This window comes from Photobacterium kagoshimensis (genome assembly GCF_050337045.1).
In the GTDB taxonomy this organism is placed as follows: Bacteria; Pseudomonadota; Gammaproteobacteria; order Enterobacterales; family Vibrionaceae; genus Photobacterium; species Photobacterium kagoshimensis.
Genome location: NZ_JAKJSO010000010.1, coordinates 394,471 through 411,042, shown reverse-complemented (window position 1 = coordinate 411,042; position 16,572 = coordinate 394,471). Strand labels below are relative to the sequence as shown.

Annotated in this window: 14 protein-coding genes; 6 read left to right on the top strand and 8 right to left on the bottom strand. The window is 45.8% G+C overall.

All coding sequences use genetic code 11. From position 1 onward, the window contains the following. The first annotated feature begins 115 nt into the window (after positions 1-115). From L4C35_RS07450 to L4C35_RS07440, 3 genes are all read left to right on the top strand, one after another. On the top strand, positions 116-739 hold the full coding sequence (locus L4C35_RS07450; RefSeq protein ID WP_428462288.1) for an HD domain-containing protein: 624 nt from the start codon (positions 116-118) through the stop codon (positions 737-739). Positions 740-809: 70 nt separating this feature from the next. After that, the gene (locus L4C35_RS07445; RefSeq protein WP_428462287.1) at positions 810-1,451 is read left to right on the top strand and encodes an ABC transporter ATP-binding protein; all 642 of its coding nucleotides are present in this window, start codon (positions 810-812) and stop codon (positions 1,449-1,451) included. After that, positions 1,444-2,214 carry an ABC transporter permease gene (locus L4C35_RS07440; protein ID WP_428462286.1) on the top strand — a complete coding sequence of 257 codons (771 nt, stop codon included), beginning with the start codon at positions 1,444-1,446 and terminating at the stop codon, positions 2,212-2,214. Before L4C35_RS07445 ends, L4C35_RS07440 begins: the two co-directional genes overlap by 8 nt. A gap of 17 nt (positions 2,215-2,231) precedes the next feature. Here the strand turns inward: L4C35_RS07440 and L4C35_RS07435 are convergent, their stop codons facing one another. The 7 genes from L4C35_RS07435 to L4C35_RS07405 form a co-directional block, all read right to left on the bottom strand. Continuing rightward, entirely contained in the window at positions 2,232-2,732 is a 501-nt protein-coding gene (locus L4C35_RS07435; RefSeq protein ID WP_428462285.1) for a transcription elongation factor, read from the bottom strand. A gap of 106 nt (positions 2,733-2,838) precedes the next feature. Continuing rightward, positions 2,839-4,995, bottom strand: a complete 2,157-nt coding sequence (locus tag L4C35_RS07430) for a type I secretion system permease/ATPase (RefSeq protein ID WP_428462284.1) — start codon at positions 4,993-4,995, stop codon at positions 2,839-2,841. A 2-nt stretch (positions 4,996-4,997) separates the two neighbouring features. Then, positions 4,998-6,920: a bifunctional diguanylate cyclase/phosphodiesterase gene (locus tag L4C35_RS07425; RefSeq protein ID WP_428462283.1), complete on the bottom strand. Its 1,923-nt coding sequence runs from the start codon at positions 6,918-6,920 to the stop codon at positions 4,998-5,000. A 5-nt stretch (positions 6,921-6,925) separates the two neighbouring features. Further along, positions 6,926-7,612, bottom strand: coding sequence for a transglutaminase-like cysteine peptidase (locus L4C35_RS07420; protein WP_428462282.1), 687 nt, complete (start codon positions 7,610-7,612; stop codon positions 6,926-6,928). Positions 7,613-7,681: 69 nt separating this feature from the next. Continuing rightward, positions 7,682-8,272, bottom strand: a complete 591-nt coding sequence (locus L4C35_RS07415) for an OmpA family protein (protein ID WP_428462281.1) — start codon at positions 8,270-8,272, stop codon at positions 7,682-7,684. A 17-nt stretch (positions 8,273-8,289) separates the two neighbouring features. Continuing rightward, on the bottom strand, positions 8,290-9,603 hold the full coding sequence (locus tag L4C35_RS07410) for a TolC family outer membrane protein (protein ID WP_428462280.1): 1,314 nt from the start codon (positions 9,601-9,603) through the stop codon (positions 8,290-8,292). A 2-nt stretch (positions 9,604-9,605) separates the two neighbouring features. Continuing rightward, the gene (locus tag L4C35_RS07405) at positions 9,606-11,024 is read right to left on the bottom strand and encodes an HlyD family type I secretion periplasmic adaptor subunit (protein WP_428462279.1); all 1,419 of its coding nucleotides are present in this window, start codon (positions 11,022-11,024) and stop codon (positions 9,606-9,608) included. A gap of 335 nt (positions 11,025-11,359) precedes the next feature. On the opposite strand from L4C35_RS07405, the gene astB reads away from it, so the two are divergent. Then, positions 11,360-12,697 carry an N-succinylarginine dihydrolase gene (gene astB, locus L4C35_RS07400; protein ID WP_428462278.1) on the top strand — a complete coding sequence of 446 codons (1,338 nt, stop codon included), beginning with the start codon at positions 11,360-11,362 and terminating at the stop codon, positions 12,695-12,697. Positions 12,698-12,975: 278 nt separating this feature from the next. Further along, positions 12,976-14,694 carry a phospho-sugar mutase gene (locus L4C35_RS07395; protein WP_428462277.1) on the top strand — a complete coding sequence of 573 codons (1,719 nt, stop codon included), beginning with the start codon at positions 12,976-12,978 and terminating at the stop codon, positions 14,692-14,694. 96 nt (positions 14,695-14,790) lie between these two features. On the opposite strand, the gene L4C35_RS07390 is transcribed toward L4C35_RS07395, so the two are convergent. Further along, positions 14,791-15,930, bottom strand: coding sequence for an amidohydrolase (locus tag L4C35_RS07390; RefSeq protein ID WP_428462276.1), 1,140 nt, complete (start codon positions 15,928-15,930; stop codon positions 14,791-14,793). Positions 15,931-16,079: 149 nt separating this feature from the next. On the opposite strand from L4C35_RS07390, the gene L4C35_RS07385 reads away from it, so the two are divergent. After that, positions 16,080-16,358 (top strand): PepSY domain-containing protein, encoded by a 279-nt coding sequence (locus L4C35_RS07385; RefSeq protein WP_428462275.1) that lies wholly within the window; start codon positions 16,080-16,082, stop codon positions 16,356-16,358. The last annotated feature ends 214 nt before the right edge of the window (positions 16,359-16,572 follow it).

Genomic DNA, 16,572 nt, shown 5'->3' with positions numbered 1-16,572 from the left:
AGCTAAATGTCACTTATGTTGCATATCTTTGTATGTATCATTCTGAGAATGAATGGAAAAATAGGGTGCGCTGGGTGTATTTGATACTATGCCCTTAAGGCTAAGGAGACCCTTTATGTTAGCAATAGAAAAACACTGTTTGGCGTTATTAGAAAACAGTGTCGCGACCGATGCCGCTCATGATAAAGCGCATATACTTCGCGTCGTCAAAACAGCAAAGCAATTGTGTAATATCGAGCAAGCTGACCCCAATATTGTTATCCCCGCAGCATGGTTACATGACTGTATTACAGTACCTAAAAACCATCCAGATAGATCAAAAAGCTCCGTTATGGCCGCTGATCATGCACTCACCTTACTGGTTGAGTGGCAGTACCCCGAACACTATTATTCGGCCATTCATCATGCCATTGCGACGCACAGCTTTAGTGCTAATATTCCCCCTGAAACATTAGAAGCGAAAATTGTACAAGATGCTGATCGTTTAGATGCTTTGGGTGCGATAGGGGTGAGTCGATGCTTACAAATTAGCGGCGTATTGGGATCGACCTTGTACAGTGAAGATGACCCTTTTTGTGCTCAACGCACGCCAAATGATAAGGCATTTACGGTGGATCATTTTTATACCAAATTGTTCCGTATTGCCGAGACCTTACATACCCAAGCGGCAAAAGATGAAGCACAGCAGCGTGTGGCATTTATGCGTGACTACCTGACTCAGCTACATCACGAAATCTAAAGCTGTGTTCTCGTGTGACTTTCACGGCACTTTTCCAAGTAGGAATGAAACCTAACTTATATATGGATGCATGAGTGAAATGGTAACTGATCAGCTAGATATTCAGCACCTTACATCGGGCTTTGAGTCTGCGGATGTAGAGCCGCTTCATCAAATATTATCGGCTTATGAACACTTGGCGATTTCAGGGCCATCGGGTTGTGGTAAAAGCAGTTTATTACAAATATTAGCAGGCTTAGCACCGCCAAAGCAGGGCGCGATCAGCTGGCAAGGTAACCTTATTACCTCGCAGCGGTTACCCCAGTGGCGACGTGATATTTGTTATTTGCCCCAGCAACCTGTTATGGGGGGAGAGACTGTGTTGCAAGTCTTGCTGCTGCCTTGGCATTTGAACGCGATGCAATCGGCAATACCGAGTGAGGCTGAATGCCAAGAGGCGCTTGAACAGCTTAGTTTACACCATCGCCTTGATAAATCAGTGGCCGAGTTATCGGGGGGTGAAAAGCAACGTTTAGGTTTTGCTCGGGCATTACTGATGAAAAGAGCCGTCTGGCTATTGGATGAACCCACCTCAGCGTTAGACGCTCGAAGTCGTGATAAGGTTATCGAACTTTTAGCTGCAATTCAGGCCATTAAAATTTCAGTTTCACACGATCCTCACTGGTTAGCCAGTTGTGATTTTGTCCATCAAATGGAGAGCAAGCATGAATGATACGGTTGGGATCAGCTTGTGGGGAATGGCTGCTTTTTATCTGTTGCTACTTATACCGATTGCGTTGTTTGTGCGATGGCAGCTTGGATTAACACGCAGTATTGTCACTGCAGTTTTACGTATGACGCTGCAGCTGGCAGTGGTTGGTATTTACTTACAGACCTTGTTTGATTTTCAAAATCCGCTGCTTAACTTAGCTTGGTTAACTATCATGGCGGGTGTTGCGGGTGTGAGTATTTGCCAGCGTGCAGGGCTTTCTCTAAAAAGGGTACTTCCCGCAGTGCTAACAGGGCAAGCTGTTGCATTGATTGTGGTGTTACCCATGCTTTTAGTCATGGCGATTCAACTCTCGCCTTGGTGGCAGGCGCAGTATCTTATTCCCGTTGCGGGCATGTTACTTGGAAACTGCTTAGCAGCAAATGTGCTTGCCCTTGAGCGTTGGCATAGTAGTTTGAAAAGCCGCTTAAATGAATACCAGTATTACGTATCATTAGGGGCGCCTCAGCCTGCACAACCCTTCGTTAAAGAAGCGATTAAAACGGCATTAGCGCCGCAGTTAGCATCAATGACCACCTTGGGTATTGTGAGCTTACCTGGCATGATGACAGGTCAGATCCTTGGCGGAACCGAGCCATTATTAGCGGTGAAATATCAGCTGGTCATTATGGTCGCGATATTTCTTGCGGCGGTTTTCTCTGTTGCCACCACTTTGGTATTGGTTAACAAGTACGCCTTTAACCGCTATGGTCAACTGGTTATCTAACCTCAGATTGGTTTAAGCTATGCGATAACCGCAATGTCGTAGGTGATCTTTTTGCCCGCAATCATAATTTCTACTTCATCATCAACCTGACGGTTTAACAATTCTTCGCCTAACGGCGAGGTGGGGGTAATGATCACGACTTCGCTCTCTTGCTGGCTTTCATCGCAACGCATCATGATTTTCATCCCGCCCGCAGAAGGGCCAAAGAACACCCAGCGTGTGTTGTCGTCTTCATCAATTAACTGCACTAGGCTACCTAATACGACTTGTTCGCTTGCCTGCTCATTGTGAAGGTCCAGCGCTGTAAAGGCTTGAATATCTGCTAAGCACTCCGCTACGCGTTGCGATTGGCCGTGGGCAAGGTAAGAGGCTTCTAATGCTAATGTGTCATATTGGTTTTCTGCTACATTTTCATCGTTGGTTGCTGTGTCGTACGCACGTTGAGCCGCTTCTACGGCCCCTTGGTGGACGATCTGTAGTTGTTGCAAAATACGAGTACGAAGTAATTGTTTATCCATTGGGTGTTGCGGGTCCAAAACAGGTGAATACAGGACTATCCTAACTGAAAATGCACCAAAGCGGCAGAGACTTTATTTTCGGATAGCAAACAAGGGTAAGTTAGCCTCAGGCTTTACGTGCTTTTGTAAATGGCTGATGTGGTTGTCCATCTCGAAGCTGTTGTAACACACTGGCTTTGGGGCCGTCGGTAATGATACGGCCTTGCTCTAAAATAATAATGCGATCGACCACATCAAGCATGCTAGTTTTATGGGTGATCAAGATGAGTGTCTCGTGATCTTGCAGGTTAGCGAGTTGTGCTTTAATGCCACTTTCAGAGCGGTTATCCATACTGCTGGTGGGTTCGTCCATTAATAGCACGGGTGGTTCGCCTAACAAGGCACGAGCAATGGTAATGGCTTGGCGCTGTCCACCCGATAACGCATTACCGCCTTCGCCTACTTGTTTTTCCAGCCCAGCACTGTCGCTCTGACTAAATTGAGTGACGCCTGCACGCTGCGCTGCGCGCAAAATATCATTGTCACTGGCCAGTGGCCGACCTAAGGTAATGTTGTCGCGAATAGATCCGAAAAACAGTAAATTTTCTTGTGGCACGCAGCCAATATTTTTTCTGACATCAATATGATGGAGCTGATTAATATCGGTATCGTCTATCAGTACAGAACCTTCTTGCGCTTGATACAGTCCCATAATTAAACGTTCTATGGTGGTTTTTCCTGAGCCAATCCGACCGATTATCGCCACTTTTTCACCCGGGTTTATAGTGAAACTCACGTTACGCAACGCGGGTTGTGCTGTTTTAGTGTCGTCTGTTGCACTGTTATTGGGGTAAGAAAAACTGACATTATCAAAGGTAATTTTACCTTGTAGGACAGGGCGATGAATGTAGCGTTTGTCGTTGTCTTGTTCCGAGGGCATTGCCATCAATTGTTCTAAAATCGTCATAGCAGATTTGGCTTGGTTATATCGGGTAGAAAGTAATGACAGCTGTACCAAAGGGCCAACAGCGCGCCCACTGAGCATAGTGGCCGCAATTAGTCCACCCATGGTTAATTGGCCTGCTGCGATCAAGTAGACCCCAAAGACAATCATGGCAACAGAGACAAATTGCTGTAAGAAGCTAGCACTGTTTTGGACTGAATCGGTCAGCCGACGAGACTTAATCCCCCAATTTGCCAAGTGTGCGACCGCTTCTTCCCAGCGGTATTGGAACTGATGCTGTGCGCCGAATAATTTCACGGTTTCTAAGCCATGCAGGCTTTCAATTAAATTGGCGTGTTTTTGTGAGGCCAAGCGTGAACCTTCTTCGATACTCTGTTTGAGTGGCTTTTGAATGAACCAGCTGTATAGCGCCAATAGAATAACCGCTACCAGCGGCACATAAGCCAGAGGCCCTGCGACGAGGGCAATGACCACGAGAAAAAGGATCGCAAAGGGCAGGTCGATCAAGGTTGAAACCGTGGCTGAAGTGAAAAATTCTCGGATGGATTCAAACTCTTGCAGGTGGCGGGCAAAAGCGCCAACTGATGGTGGTCGAGCTTCCATTTTAATGCCAAGTACCTTGCTAAATATCTTAGCGGATAGTAGTAAGTCCGATTTTTTTCCTGCGATGTCGATAAAGAAGCTGCGCATTAATTTTAAAACAAGATCGAAGATGAAGATGATCGCCATACCACTGGCCAGCACCCAGAGTGAATCAAACGCGAAATTCGGGACAATTTTGTCATAGACTAAGCGTGTAAAGAGCGGCGTTGCAATCGCAAAAATATTGATCAAAATGGACGCGATGAGCACGTCGCGGTAGATAGAGCGCGACTCCCACAGCGTGCTCCAAAACCAATGCCCCTTGCGTGTTTTTAATAATTCAGGGGAACGTTCATCATAGCGAAACTGTTTTTTAATCAGAAAAAGCTGACCACTGTAATTGGTGTTCAGTGAATCAAGTGCGACAGTTTGCGGTTCAAGTTGCAGGTGTGGGTGAACAATGTCGGCTTCGCTGGTCTCAGTGTTAATGCTGAGTAATACACAGGCATCATTGTGATTGAGCACTAAAATAACGGGTAGCAATAAGGGGGAGAGGGTATCTAACGCGACTTGATTCATTTTAGCGTGCAGTCCGCCTTGTTCTGCGGCACGTGGCAGTAACTGAGGACTGAGCCAGCCATCATTAAGTGGTAAACCTGCAATTAAGGCATCAGGTGAATTGGCTTGACCATAATAGCGGCAAAGATAGGCCAGACTGTGTAGGAGAGGATCTTTCATTGCTAATCCTCTTGCACTGCTTGCTGGGTGACATAGCCTTGGAAGCCATTGATCATTAACGCAGATAGTTTTTCACGTTGCTCTTGGGTTTCAATGCGCGATGCGATGGCGACGATCCCTAATGTGCGTGCATTACGAGTGATGGAAGCGAGTACATCCGCTTTTAAGGCATCATCGATGTGTTGGGTATAAGCAAAATCAAGTTTTACGTACGCAGGTTTAAAGCGATGTAGGTAACTGACAGAACTAAAGTTATGACCGTAATTATCAATACCAAAATGAAAGCCGTTACGATGGATGATGTCACACAAGAGCTCGATGTTATCGAGTTGATTTAAAAAGCTGATCTCTGGTAATTCAAATAACAGGCGGTCCCGATATTGTGGGTTGGTTTTAAGTAATGTACCTAGCCAGCGCATGAAGCCTGCATCATTGATACTGCTTTGGGTGATATTAACGGCGATAGGGTCAAAATCTGGATTGTCGATCAGCATCGCGATGACTTTAGCTATCACATGTCGATCAAATGTGGGCCCTGCGTTGAGTTGCTCGATCGCCCCTAGGAACTGACCAGCGCTATAGCTTTTTTGCCCATCGTAAATGGTGCTGAAGGCTTCTTGGTGAAGCACTTTATTATTCGCATCTGTTGCAGGCTGAAAGGTTAAGGCAAGTTGATCATGGCTGATCGCATGATCAACAAGTCGCTTCCATTGCTGCTTACCTAACCGCAGGGTTTGATCTAGGCTGTCGATGAGAAATAAATGCTCGGTTGCTTGTTGGCGAGCTTGGTTAACCGCGTTGTCTGCTTGTGCCAGTAGACTACTGCTGGTATCGCTACCACTAGCGATAACAAGACCAACAGCAGCATGCAAGGGGGCAATGTTCAGTGGATCGCTTTGGAGCGCAGCTGATTTTTGTAATACGGCACGGGCAAGTTGTGTTAATTCACTGCTGCTACAATGAGGGACAAGCAACATGAATTCGGCATGGTTGAGCCGAGCTATTGTGATTTCATCGCTGGCTAAATCTTTTAGGCTATTGGCCAATTTAACCGTGAGTTCATCACCCTTTTCATAGCCCTCTTTTTCATAGCTGTCGGCAATGAAGTCAGCCCGTAATAAAATCACCCCACCAAACACCTTGTGTTTAATCAGTGTCTCAATTTTTGTCATTAAGTAATGCCGATTTGCTAGACCAGATACTGGGTCTTGATAGGCCCGCACTCTAAGTTTATCGGCTTCTTGTGCTTGATGATCTATGTGTAATTTTAGCTGTAAGCTCATGTGGTTAAATGCGTTTACGACGTCTTTTAATTCGCGGATCTCAGGCACAATCAGGGGCTGTTTAAATTCATTCTTCGACATGGCTTTGGCACTGTTCTGAATCGCCGTGAGTGGTGTGAGAACGCGGCGAAGAAAGACAGACACCATGACGGCTCCCAATAAGCTGGTGGCGATAAACCCAAGAAAGAGCTGCACACTGGCTTGCCAGAGTTTGAGATAAGCAAAAGCAGGGTTAGTTGTGACTGTGAGTTTGGCGACTTGCATCCAGCCGCTTGTGAGAACGCGGCTTTCACTTAACGGTTCTAAATTAATGAGGTAGGTAAAGAGTTGTGGCACGCCTTGGATTTGACTGGGATATTGGCGCTCAATTTTCTGATTAGACTCGATAAGTGACAGTGTCACCGATTGATAGAAGCCACCATCAAAGGTCGCATTGATCAAGGACTCCGCTGCCACTATATCTTGCTTATCCAGATAAGGCGTAAGCGCCATACCAACGGAGTTAATGGTGTTATCGAGTTCATTTTCTTGTTGCAACTGTAAAAAGTCTTTGGTGGTTTGAAATTGCACCACGAATACGCCGAAGATCAGGACGATCAGCAGTAGCAACATTCCACTGAGCAGTTGTCGATATAAAGTCATGGTCGTTACTCATCCAAATTGATAGCTGGGCGCCGCAATGCTTGTTCGGTATTGCGGAGACGCACATCGTTCCATGCACTGAGCTTAGTGGCATCGCCAGCCAGTTGACCTTGCCCTTTTTGTTTCATAAGCCACAGTTGGCTACCGTTAAAGCTGTATATCGGTAACAAATCGAGTCGCTCTGTTGCTGGCTTAATCTCACCATCAAGGTTGTCTAATAACAGTGGCACAGCTGCAGGATGTGGGTAATAGGCAACAACCATGTGGAACTGATTCAGCGTCAGGGCTTTTACATACACTAACCGTAACTTTTCGTCATCGATACCCAGTGACAGCAACGAAAAATACTTAGCGATACTGAAGTCTTCACAATCCCCACCACCAACACCAATAAACTCATTCGGGGTGGCCCAGTAGTCTGTCTCACCCCATAGTTTATCGTCATCAATAAACTGTAACTGGTTAAAAAATCGGTTGATACTTTCTAGCCGAGTAGACTCAGAGACCGATGTTTTATCCGTCAGAGTTTCATTGTGCGTGTTCGTTAATTGGTGCAAAAGCTGTCGCCACGCTGTCGCACGTTTTCCTGCTCTCTCACCATAAAATTGGTGGATTAAATCGATATTTTGTTGGTCAACGGTTGTTAATTGATCGTGACTTTCGTCACTGGCGACTAAGTGCTGCGTTAACAACGCGCCTATTATTAACGAATAGCATAAAACATTGAAAAAACTAGCCATTGCTAATAAAAGCGGCAGGCATTAATTTTGGCGAAGCGTAAAGATTGTCCATTCTTCAATAACCTTATTGGAGGCCGTTTTGACTTGTGCGGTAACTCTACGACTTAATGTATTGGTCACTTCTGCGTTGTCTGCACTAACAGGCTCTGTATCACCGAATCCGACAGTCATGATGCGGCTTTGCGCTATACCAGCACCAAGCAGAGATTGTTTGACGGCTTGGGCTCTGCGTTGAGATAGCCCGACATTGTAGTCACTATTGCCAACTGGACTAGCGTAGCCTTTTAGCTCGATATAGGTTGACGGGTGCGCTTTAAGAAATTGGCTCATTTCGCTTATTTGGCTTTGATACTCTGCCGTAATTTGGGTCGAATCATTGGCAAACAATATATGAATTCGTCCTTCTTCCGGATTCGCGACAAAGGTAGGACAACCATCATTATCGACAATTGCAGGGTGAGGGGTGTTAGGGCATTTGTCTCTAGCGTTAATAACGCCGTCATCGTCGTCGTCACGTAAATCTTTTGATTGTTCCGCCAGCGGCATATCATTGGGTACCGAGGTTGCACACGCTGCGAGTAGTAGTAAGCATGGAAAAACTAGCAATTTCATCGTAAAAGCTCCTTGCATTACTTAACGGATGTGAGCCATTGCTCTGGTACATCTACGCGTAATTCAGACAATAGTAGCCCTGTTGCATTGAGTAAGCGGTACTTAGAATAAATGCCATTGTAATGGGCATCTAGATAGGCTTTACGTGCTTCAAACAGCTCATTTTCGGTGTTTAGCACATCGAGCAGGGTGCGTTTGCTGATCTTAAATTGTTTTTCATAAGCAATGACAGTGCGGGCTGAGGCATCGACATGGCGCTGTAAAAATTCGGTCTGATCATTGGCAAGCGCCATCGCGCTCCATGCGAGGCGAGTCCCTTCTTCTAGCTGACGCAGTGCCCGATCGCGTACGTCTTTCGATTGATTGACTTGGTAGGCTGCGCGGCGGCTTTGGGCTTGATCGCTACCACCGTTGTACAAGTTATAGCGCATTCTGAGCATGGCCTTAAATTCATCATTACTTCCAGGCACGCCATCTAACTCTTCGCCCCATTGTTGTGATGCTTCGACATAAAAAGTGGGGTAGAAGGTGCCTTTTGCTTGATCATACTGAGAGTGAGCGGCGTCAATGTCATTGAGCGCGACTTTGACGACAGGGTTGTTTTCCTTGGCTTTTGCCATTGCATCGTCAAGCGATGTTGCGATGAAATTGATGTCGACTTCTGGCTTTTCAAGTGCGGTAGGGTATTGACCAACAATACGAACAAACTCGGTGACTTGGTCATTTAAGTTGCTTTGTGCGGAAATTAAATTGGTATTTGAACGAGCTAAACGTCCTTCAACTTGCGCTAAATCCGCGGTTGAACCTATGCCTGAATCGGCGCGCTTTTTAATATCACCATAAATACGCTGGTGGACATCGAAATTGGCTTGTGAAAGCGACAAGATTTCTTGTGCTTGAAGGACATCTAAATAGGCTTGCGTGGTGCGTAATGCGTTATCTTGTGCATCAGCAAGTAGTTGATAGCGTTGCGCTTCGGTTTCGGATTTATTCCGTGTGATATCGTTGTAGGTAATGGCACCGTCCCACAATAATTGCTGCACGCTCAATCGTACTTCGCGGGGTTGAAAGTCCCCTTTACTGCCTCGCTCGTTACTGTAGTTTTCGTAACCCGCTCCTGCGTCAAGGTTAACATCTGGCAGGTAATCACCTTGTGATGCACGTATTTGTTCATTGCGGATCATAAACTCATGGTAAGCATGGCGTATATCTGGGTTACTTGCGAGTGTTTGGGCGATGGCTTGCTCTAAAGATTGCCCTAATACATTTGGGGAGTTGATGAGGCTGTATCCTATGCAAGCCAAGGTGACGATAAAAGTTTTTTTCTTCATTTTCAATCTCTTAGCGCATTGTGTTGAGCCGATATCACGGGCTTTAATAAATAATCAAGTACCGTACGCTTCCCTGTGATGATGTCGGCAGATGCTGTCATTCCTGGAATAATAGGTAAGATTTCACCACTGCCGCTGAGTAAATAATTTTGAGCGGTGCGGATCCTGATTTGGTAGAAGCTATTGCCTTCATCGTCTTTAATGGTATCGGCACTGATGGTTTCTAGGGTGCCTTCTAATCCCCCAAAGACAGTAAAATCATAGGCGCTGAATTTGATCATTGCGCGAAGTTTTGGTCGCAGGAAGGCAATATCTTTTGGCGCGATTTGCGCTTCAATCAGCAAGTTATCGTCGGTGGGGACTATGGTAATGACATCCATGCCGGGTTGAATGACACCACCAACCGTGTTGGTATGCAGTGTTTGTATGATGCCAGTCACAGGGGAGGTGATGGTGGTTCGATTTACCCGATCTTGAAGCCCTATCTGTGAGGCCGATAAGCTGGCAACTTGGTCGCTAATCTCGTTAAGCTCGCGTTGTAAGTCAGAACGAAAATTTTGCGCAATGTCGATACGCTTTAATATAGCCTCTTGAATGGCGGCTTTGATGATAGGCAGCTGTAATTCAGCCGATTTAAGCTCTCGGCGGGTATCGTTAAGTTGGCGCTGTAGTTTGAGCAGTTCAATTTCTGGCACCACTCCTTCATCGGCAAGCGGTTTGGTGATGGCTAATTCTTTGCTGGCAATGCCATAACTGTTACGTAAGCTGCTGACGCGCGATTGGGTTTCTATTCGTTCACGTGCTTTTTGGTTGATCTGCTGTTCGACCACGGCAAGCTGGCTTTCGAGTTGTGACAGCTGGTCGGTAAACTCATTTTTCTGCCGCTGAACTAAGCGAGCTTGGTGTTGAGTTAGTTCGCTGGAAAAGGTTAATGCTTGTCGTTTGATCACTATGCTTTTTTGCCAATTTGTTTTCGCTTGTGATTTATCAATGCGAATGCTGGCGAGTAAGGCATTCAGGCGAACACTGTCGGCTTGTGTCCCTACCAGAGATTGGCTTTGTTCGTTGAAGTCAGATTGAAATTGAGTGTCATCAATAATCAGTAGTTCTTGCCCCTGCACAACTGCATCGCCTTCTGTAACCAGCAGGGACTTAACTATGCCCCCTTCAAGGTTTTGAACCACTTGTAGTTGCGAAGAGGCAATGACTTTGCCGCTCCCCACAGTGACCTGATCAAGCTGCGCTTGTGAAGCCCATACGAAAGCAATAACGAAAAACAAAACAATTACCCACAGCATCCGCCGTGCACTTTTAGGGGTGTTAAGCAACAAGGCTGCGCTTTGATCATCGATATAATCAAGTTGCTCAGTTGTTAACGGTTTGTCTGCCTTCTTTGGTGGGCTTTTGTGTTTACTCGTCATGTTTTTTATAAAAATATCCGCTCTATTTTTATACGTTAGTTATATAAGTATTAAACTAAGTATGCCTTTTTTGACAATTTACCGAGCTTGATTTGTCAACTTATTAATAAAGGAGAAGTGAACGACACCCCGCTATAACAGCGAGTTGCAACACCTGTTTGCACGATAACCTTGTTGATTTCTTAGTGATGTTGCGAAAGAGTCGATGAATCTTTATGTGTCAAAGCAGAATGAGTATCTTATTTTTAGCGGTTATACGTGGTTTTGCTCGATACTTGCTTAAAATGTAAATACTTTGTTATGTTGTTTGGGTGGTTTATCAACATGGAATGTTTATGAAAGCGTATGAAGCAAATTTTGATGGGTTAGTGGGTCCTACGCATAACTACAGTGGTTTGTCTTTTGGCAATGTCGCTTCAGCGAAAAACCAAGCAGCGCCTTCAAAACCCAAGCAGGCGGCGAAACAAGGGTTAGCAAAAATGAAAGCCTTGGCCGAGATGGGGTTAGTGCAAGGCGTATTAGCACCACAAGAACGGCCGGATATTTTTACCTTACGCCGACTGGGTTTTAGTGGGTCAGACAGTGATGTTATTGCGCAAGCGGCGAAACAAGCCCCTAAAGTGCTAGCGGCATGTTGTTCTGCATCGAGTATGTGGACAGCAAATGCTTCAACGGTCTCGCCTTCCGCCGATACGGCTGATGGTCGGGTTCATTTCACGCCTGCTAATCTCACCAATAAATTCCATCGTTCGATAGAGCATGAAACAACGGGCCGAATATTACAGGCGACTTTCGCTGATGAGCGTTATTTTGCCCACCATGCCGCCTTACCCAGTGTTGAGCATTATGGTGATGAAGGTGCGGCGAACCATACCCGTTTTTGTCAGCAATATGGGGACAAAGGCGTCGAATTTTTTGTTTATGGTCGGCATGCGTTTGATAGCCGTCACCCAGCCCCAAGCAAATTTCCCGCTAGGCATACCTATGAGGCTTGCGAGGCCGTCGCACGATTACATCAACTTAGTGAAAGCCATACGGTGATGGCGCAGCAAAACCCAGCCGTGATCGATCAAGGGGTATTCCATAATGATGTGATTGCGGTAGGTAACCGCAATGTCTTGTTTTGTCATCAGCAAGCATTTTTAGATCAACAAGCGGTCTACGATGAACTTACGGCGAAAGTCGGGGACTCGTTTAAAGTGATTGAAGTGCCGACGAGTGCAGTATCGATTGATGATGCGGTAAATAGTTATTTATTTAATTCACAACTACTGAGTATGCCAAGCGGTGAAACGGTCTTAGTCTTACCAGATGAATGTCGTCAAAATAAAAATGTGTGGGCATATGTCGAGTCGATGCTTGCGCAAAAACAAGGTATCGATAGGGTTGAAGTTTTCGATCTTAAACAGAGTATGGCAAATGGCGGTGGGCCTGCTTGCTTACGTTTAAGGGTGGTTTTAAACGACAATGAATTAAAAGCAGTCAATCCATCTACCTTGATGAATGAGGAATTATTTGAACGCTTAAATACTTGGGTTGATTTTCATTATCGTGATGAGCTACGAGAATCAGACTTAGCCGATCCGCAATTATTGATTGAGTCACGCACCGCACTGGATGAGTTGACTCAAATTCTCCAATTAGGCTCAGTCTATCCATTCCAAAGAGGCTGAGCGGATCCGCTCAACTAGCCTGTATCCCAAGAGATAGTGGCTTAACTGTCGCGTAAGAGAAAGAGGTGGTTTAGCCTCTTTCTCTCATAATGCTGACAGGGTCACATTCTATTATTCAGGGTTATCCCTTTCTTCTATCTATACTTCATTCAATCACCGAATTGATCATAGGACGAAATCGATACCGTCCTCAAAATTGATGCTACCTCAATAAATTTAATGAGAATAAATATCATTTACTGTAGTTTCAGTTAAAAAAAAGCCGCAGGAATTTAATCATGAATACAATCATCTCTCAGTGGATTACTCGAGATCCAGACCCTAAAACTCAGCAAGAACTTAAAGGTTTGATCGACGCAGGTAATGAGGCTGAACTGCAAGCTCGTTTTTCGGGACGCCTTGAATTTGGAACCGCAGGGTTGCGTGGTGTCGTGGGGGCTGGTCCTAATCGTATGAACCGCCTTGTGATTCAAGAAACAGCGACAGGCTTAGGGCAGTACTTGCTATCGCAAATTGAAGAAGCAGACCACCGTGGGGTCGTTATTGGCTATGACGGCCGATTAGACTCAAAACAATTTGCTCAAGATGCGGCGGCGGCGCTAACAGCGATGGGCATTAAGGTATACCTCACGAGTAAAGTGGCGGCGACACCGTTAGTGGCTTTTGGTGTAAAACAGTTGGGAGCGGCGGCAGGTATAGTGGTAACGGCAAGCCATAATCCCCCTGAGTACAACGGCTTTAAAGTGTACTGGGAGAATGGCGCACAAATCATCGCCCCGCATGATTCAGGTATTGCTGCTGAGATTGATAAAGCTGCTGTTCAACCTTTGCACTTGATGGAGCTTGAGCAAGCAGAGCATCAGGGTTTGCTTGCATGGTTAGCTGATGATTTTTATCAAGCGTATTTAGATGCGCAGTTAGCGAATCCGCTGCTGCAGAATCATCATCAGCCAGCAGCCGTTTCGATTGCGTACACTGCTATGCATGGTGTGGGGGCTGAGATGGCAGAAACCATGCTTAAACGCGTGGGGTTTGAACATGTTTATAGTGTGGCTGCCCAGCGCGAACCTGATGGTACTTTCCCTACGGTGAATTTTCCTAACCCTGAAGAAGCAGGGGCGATGGATTTAGTGATTGCAGAAGCCAAAAAACATAACGCGGTCTTAGCGTGTGCCAACGATCCTGACGCGGACCGTTTTGCGGTTGCTGTACGTGATTTGCATGGCGAATATAAAATGCTAACAGGGGATCAGGTTGGTATTTTATTTGGGCACTACTTGCTAAATGTAGCGAGTGGTAGCAATGAAAACTTAGTCGGCACGACCATAGTATCGTCAAGTTTGCTTGAAAAGATTGCTCAGGCGCATCAGGCTAATTTCTATCAAACCCTGACAGGCTTTAAGTGGTTGACCAATGTTGCGATGCAAAAGCAAACTGACACTAGTCAATTTTTATTCGCTTATGAAGAAGCATTAGGCTACACCGTGGGTAGCAAAGTGTGGGATAAAGACGGTCTGACAGCGTTAGTGGCGTTTGCACAAATGACCGCAGAGCTAGCCGCAAAAGGGCAGTCGATTTGGTCACAGCTTGAAGCGATTTATCGTCAACATGGTTTCTATTTGAATGCACAGCGTAGCATTGCCTTGATGCCTGATTCTCCTGCAATCGGTAGCATTCTACGTGCCTCGCCACCAGCTCGCATTGCTGGTATTGATATTGTTCAAACTGACGATTTGCAAACGGCTCAGCGCACATTCTCTGGCTCCTTGGCTACGAAACCCGCCGAGTCGATAGATTTACCGACCAGTGATGTATTGATTTACCGTTTAGAGAATGGAGCACGTGTGGTTGTTCGCCCTTCAGGAACCGAACCGAAAGTGAAATGCTATTACGAAGTGGTTGAGCAGATGCAAGTAGATGAAAGCTATGAAGAGGCGAAGCAGCGTGCTGAGGCACAAATGGCAGCCCTGATCAGTGATCATCAGGCATCGCTATAGAGGTTGCGTAAATGGGTCGACGCTAAGTAATAAAGCGCGTTCAATCTTGATGATGAGCGCGCTTTTTTCTGTCTGGCAGATTTTGAATGTTCCCAACTAATGATGACGTTCTTCAATGAGTTGGATGAACAAGCGGGCAGCTATACCGATAAGATCATCGGGGAAATCAAAATCGGGGTTATGTAGTTGAGGATGTGCCTCACCGCTACCGAGACAAAATAGTGTACCTTGCCAGTGACTTAAAAATTCTCCCACATCTTCCGACCAGCGCATTGGCTGGGCAGGTACTTCTATGGGGTAGCCTAATGTTTGCGCCGCAGAAATCAGCTGTTGAGTACAGGCTGGGTGGTTGTGGGTTGCAGAGAAAGGTTCAACCCACTCGATGCTAGAGGTTAGCCCTTGATCTGCAGCTTGTTCGTCAACAAAGGCCTGTAATTGTTTTTGCATACTCGCGAGGGCGAGGTCGCTGTCACTGCGTATGGTGGCCATGACATCGGCTTTGCCAGGAGAGGTACCAAATCCTGGGTTGCCAATTTTGACATGAACCAAGGTCACCAAGCAGAAGGCATCGTCAATACTGTCTGGAAGATCTTCTAGATAGGCCATGATACGGCTGACAGCGGTTGCAGGGCTACGGCCATTCTCAGGTTTGGCAGCGTGGGATGTTTTGCCTTGGAGTGAAATGCTCACACCTGTAGACGCACAGGCAAAGGCACCTTCTTTTACCACCACAGTACCTAGTGGATAACCCGGTAGGTTGTGGTATGCGTAAACTGCATCAGGATTAAACTGTTGCAGCCGAGGATCGGCGAGCATCATTTTTGCCCCTAGGCCGATTTCTTCTGCAGGCTGAAAAAGTAGGATCACGCGACCATTTTTAGGTGGGTGTTGGCTGAGGTGCTCAGCGACACTCAATAAACTTGCGGTATGGCCATCATGCCCGCATGCATGCATGCAACCAGCGTGTCGCGATGTATGGTCATGACCTGCTTGTTCGCTGATCGGTAGGGCATCAAAATCGGCACGTAATAAGGTTTCTTTGCCTGCATTCCCACTATTGATGTCAACGACTATGCCGAAGCCACCTATATTGGTATGAGGAGACAGGCCGAACTTTAAAAGCTGATCGATAATCACTGATGCAGTTTTTTGCTCTTGTAGTGAGAGTTCTGGGTAGCGATGTAGGTGATGGCGAAATCGAATTGGGTCAAAAGCGCCTGATAGATGAGTAGGCATAACAACTTCATGGTTAATCAATAGGTGACCACTGTAACGAGCGCAATGGAATGAATGTGTGATCCGATTCACGAGGTAGCAGAAACATCGCTGTCGAGAGAGTGATTTAGCTTTGTTATGATGCTTGAGTCCACATTTGGAGAAATAAGATGAAGTTATTTGTACCCTCAAGTTTTTTAATTTTAACGTTAGCGATAGCCCCTGTCGTATGCACTGCAGATCCTGTTCATACAACGCCTAATAACGCACTGACGGTGCAGCAAGCTCTCCGTATGCTGCAAGATCAGGGTTACTATGATTTTAAGAAAATTAAACTTGAGCAAGATGAAGATGAGATTGAAGTGGAGGCTCGCAATAAAATAGGTCATAGAGTTGAGATCGAACTAGATTTGTATACAGGGCAAATATTGACGATTGAACATGATTAACGATGCGCTTTAATTTCCTCGTTTTGATGCTTGATGGGGAGCTGCATTAGCACGAATACGAGCGCGTTGTTACTTGTAATGTCCTGTAGCGATTTTTAACTGCGAATTAACCCTTTCAATTCATTCCTTTTTGGTATGAACTCGCCAGTTTCTTTTTTGATATGTTGTAAATTAACAAGATAACTATCATTTACTTTTTCTGCTTCTGATGGTT

What these genes read in the sequence shown, in the direction of transcription:
- L4C35_RS07450 (WP_428462288.1), top strand. Translation starts at nt 116, where the DNA reads ATGTTAGCAATAGAAAAACACTGTTTGGCGTTATTAGAAAACAGTGTC.
- L4C35_RS07425 (WP_428462283.1), bottom strand. Translation starts at nt 6,920, where the DNA reads ATGACTTTATATCGACAACTGCTCAGTGGAATGTTGCTACTGCTGATC.
- L4C35_RS07435 (WP_428462285.1), bottom strand. Translation starts at nt 2,732, where the DNA reads ATGGATAAACAATTACTTCGTACTCGTATTTTGCAACAACTACAGATC.
- L4C35_RS07430 (WP_428462284.1), bottom strand. Translation starts at nt 4,995, where the DNA reads ATGAAAGATCCTCTCCTACACAGTCTGGCCTATCTTTGCCGCTATTAT.
- L4C35_RS07440 (WP_428462286.1), top strand. Translation starts at nt 1,444, where the DNA reads ATGAATGATACGGTTGGGATCAGCTTGTGGGGAATGGCTGCTTTTTAT.
- L4C35_RS07445 (WP_428462287.1), top strand. Translation starts at nt 810, where the DNA reads ATGAGTGAAATGGTAACTGATCAGCTAGATATTCAGCACCTTACATCG.
- L4C35_RS07395 (WP_428462277.1), top strand. Translation starts at nt 12,976, where the DNA reads ATGAATACAATCATCTCTCAGTGGATTACTCGAGATCCAGACCCTAAA.
- astB (WP_428462278.1), top strand. Translation starts at nt 11,360, where the DNA reads ATGAAAGCGTATGAAGCAAATTTTGATGGGTTAGTGGGTCCTACGCAT.
- L4C35_RS07405 (WP_428462279.1), bottom strand. Translation starts at nt 11,024, where the DNA reads ATGACGAGTAAACACAAAAGCCCACCAAAGAAGGCAGACAAACCGTTA.
- L4C35_RS07415 (WP_428462281.1), bottom strand. Translation starts at nt 8,272, where the DNA reads ATGAAATTGCTAGTTTTTCCATGCTTACTACTACTCGCAGCGTGTGCA.
- L4C35_RS07390 (WP_428462276.1), bottom strand. Translation starts at nt 15,930, where the DNA reads ATGCCTACTCATCTATCAGGCGCTTTTGACCCAATTCGATTTCGCCAT.
- L4C35_RS07410 (WP_428462280.1), bottom strand. Translation starts at nt 9,603, where the DNA reads ATGAAGAAAAAAACTTTTATCGTCACCTTGGCTTGCATAGGATACAGC.
- L4C35_RS07385 (WP_428462275.1), top strand. Translation starts at nt 16,080, where the DNA reads ATGAAGTTATTTGTACCCTCAAGTTTTTTAATTTTAACGTTAGCGATA.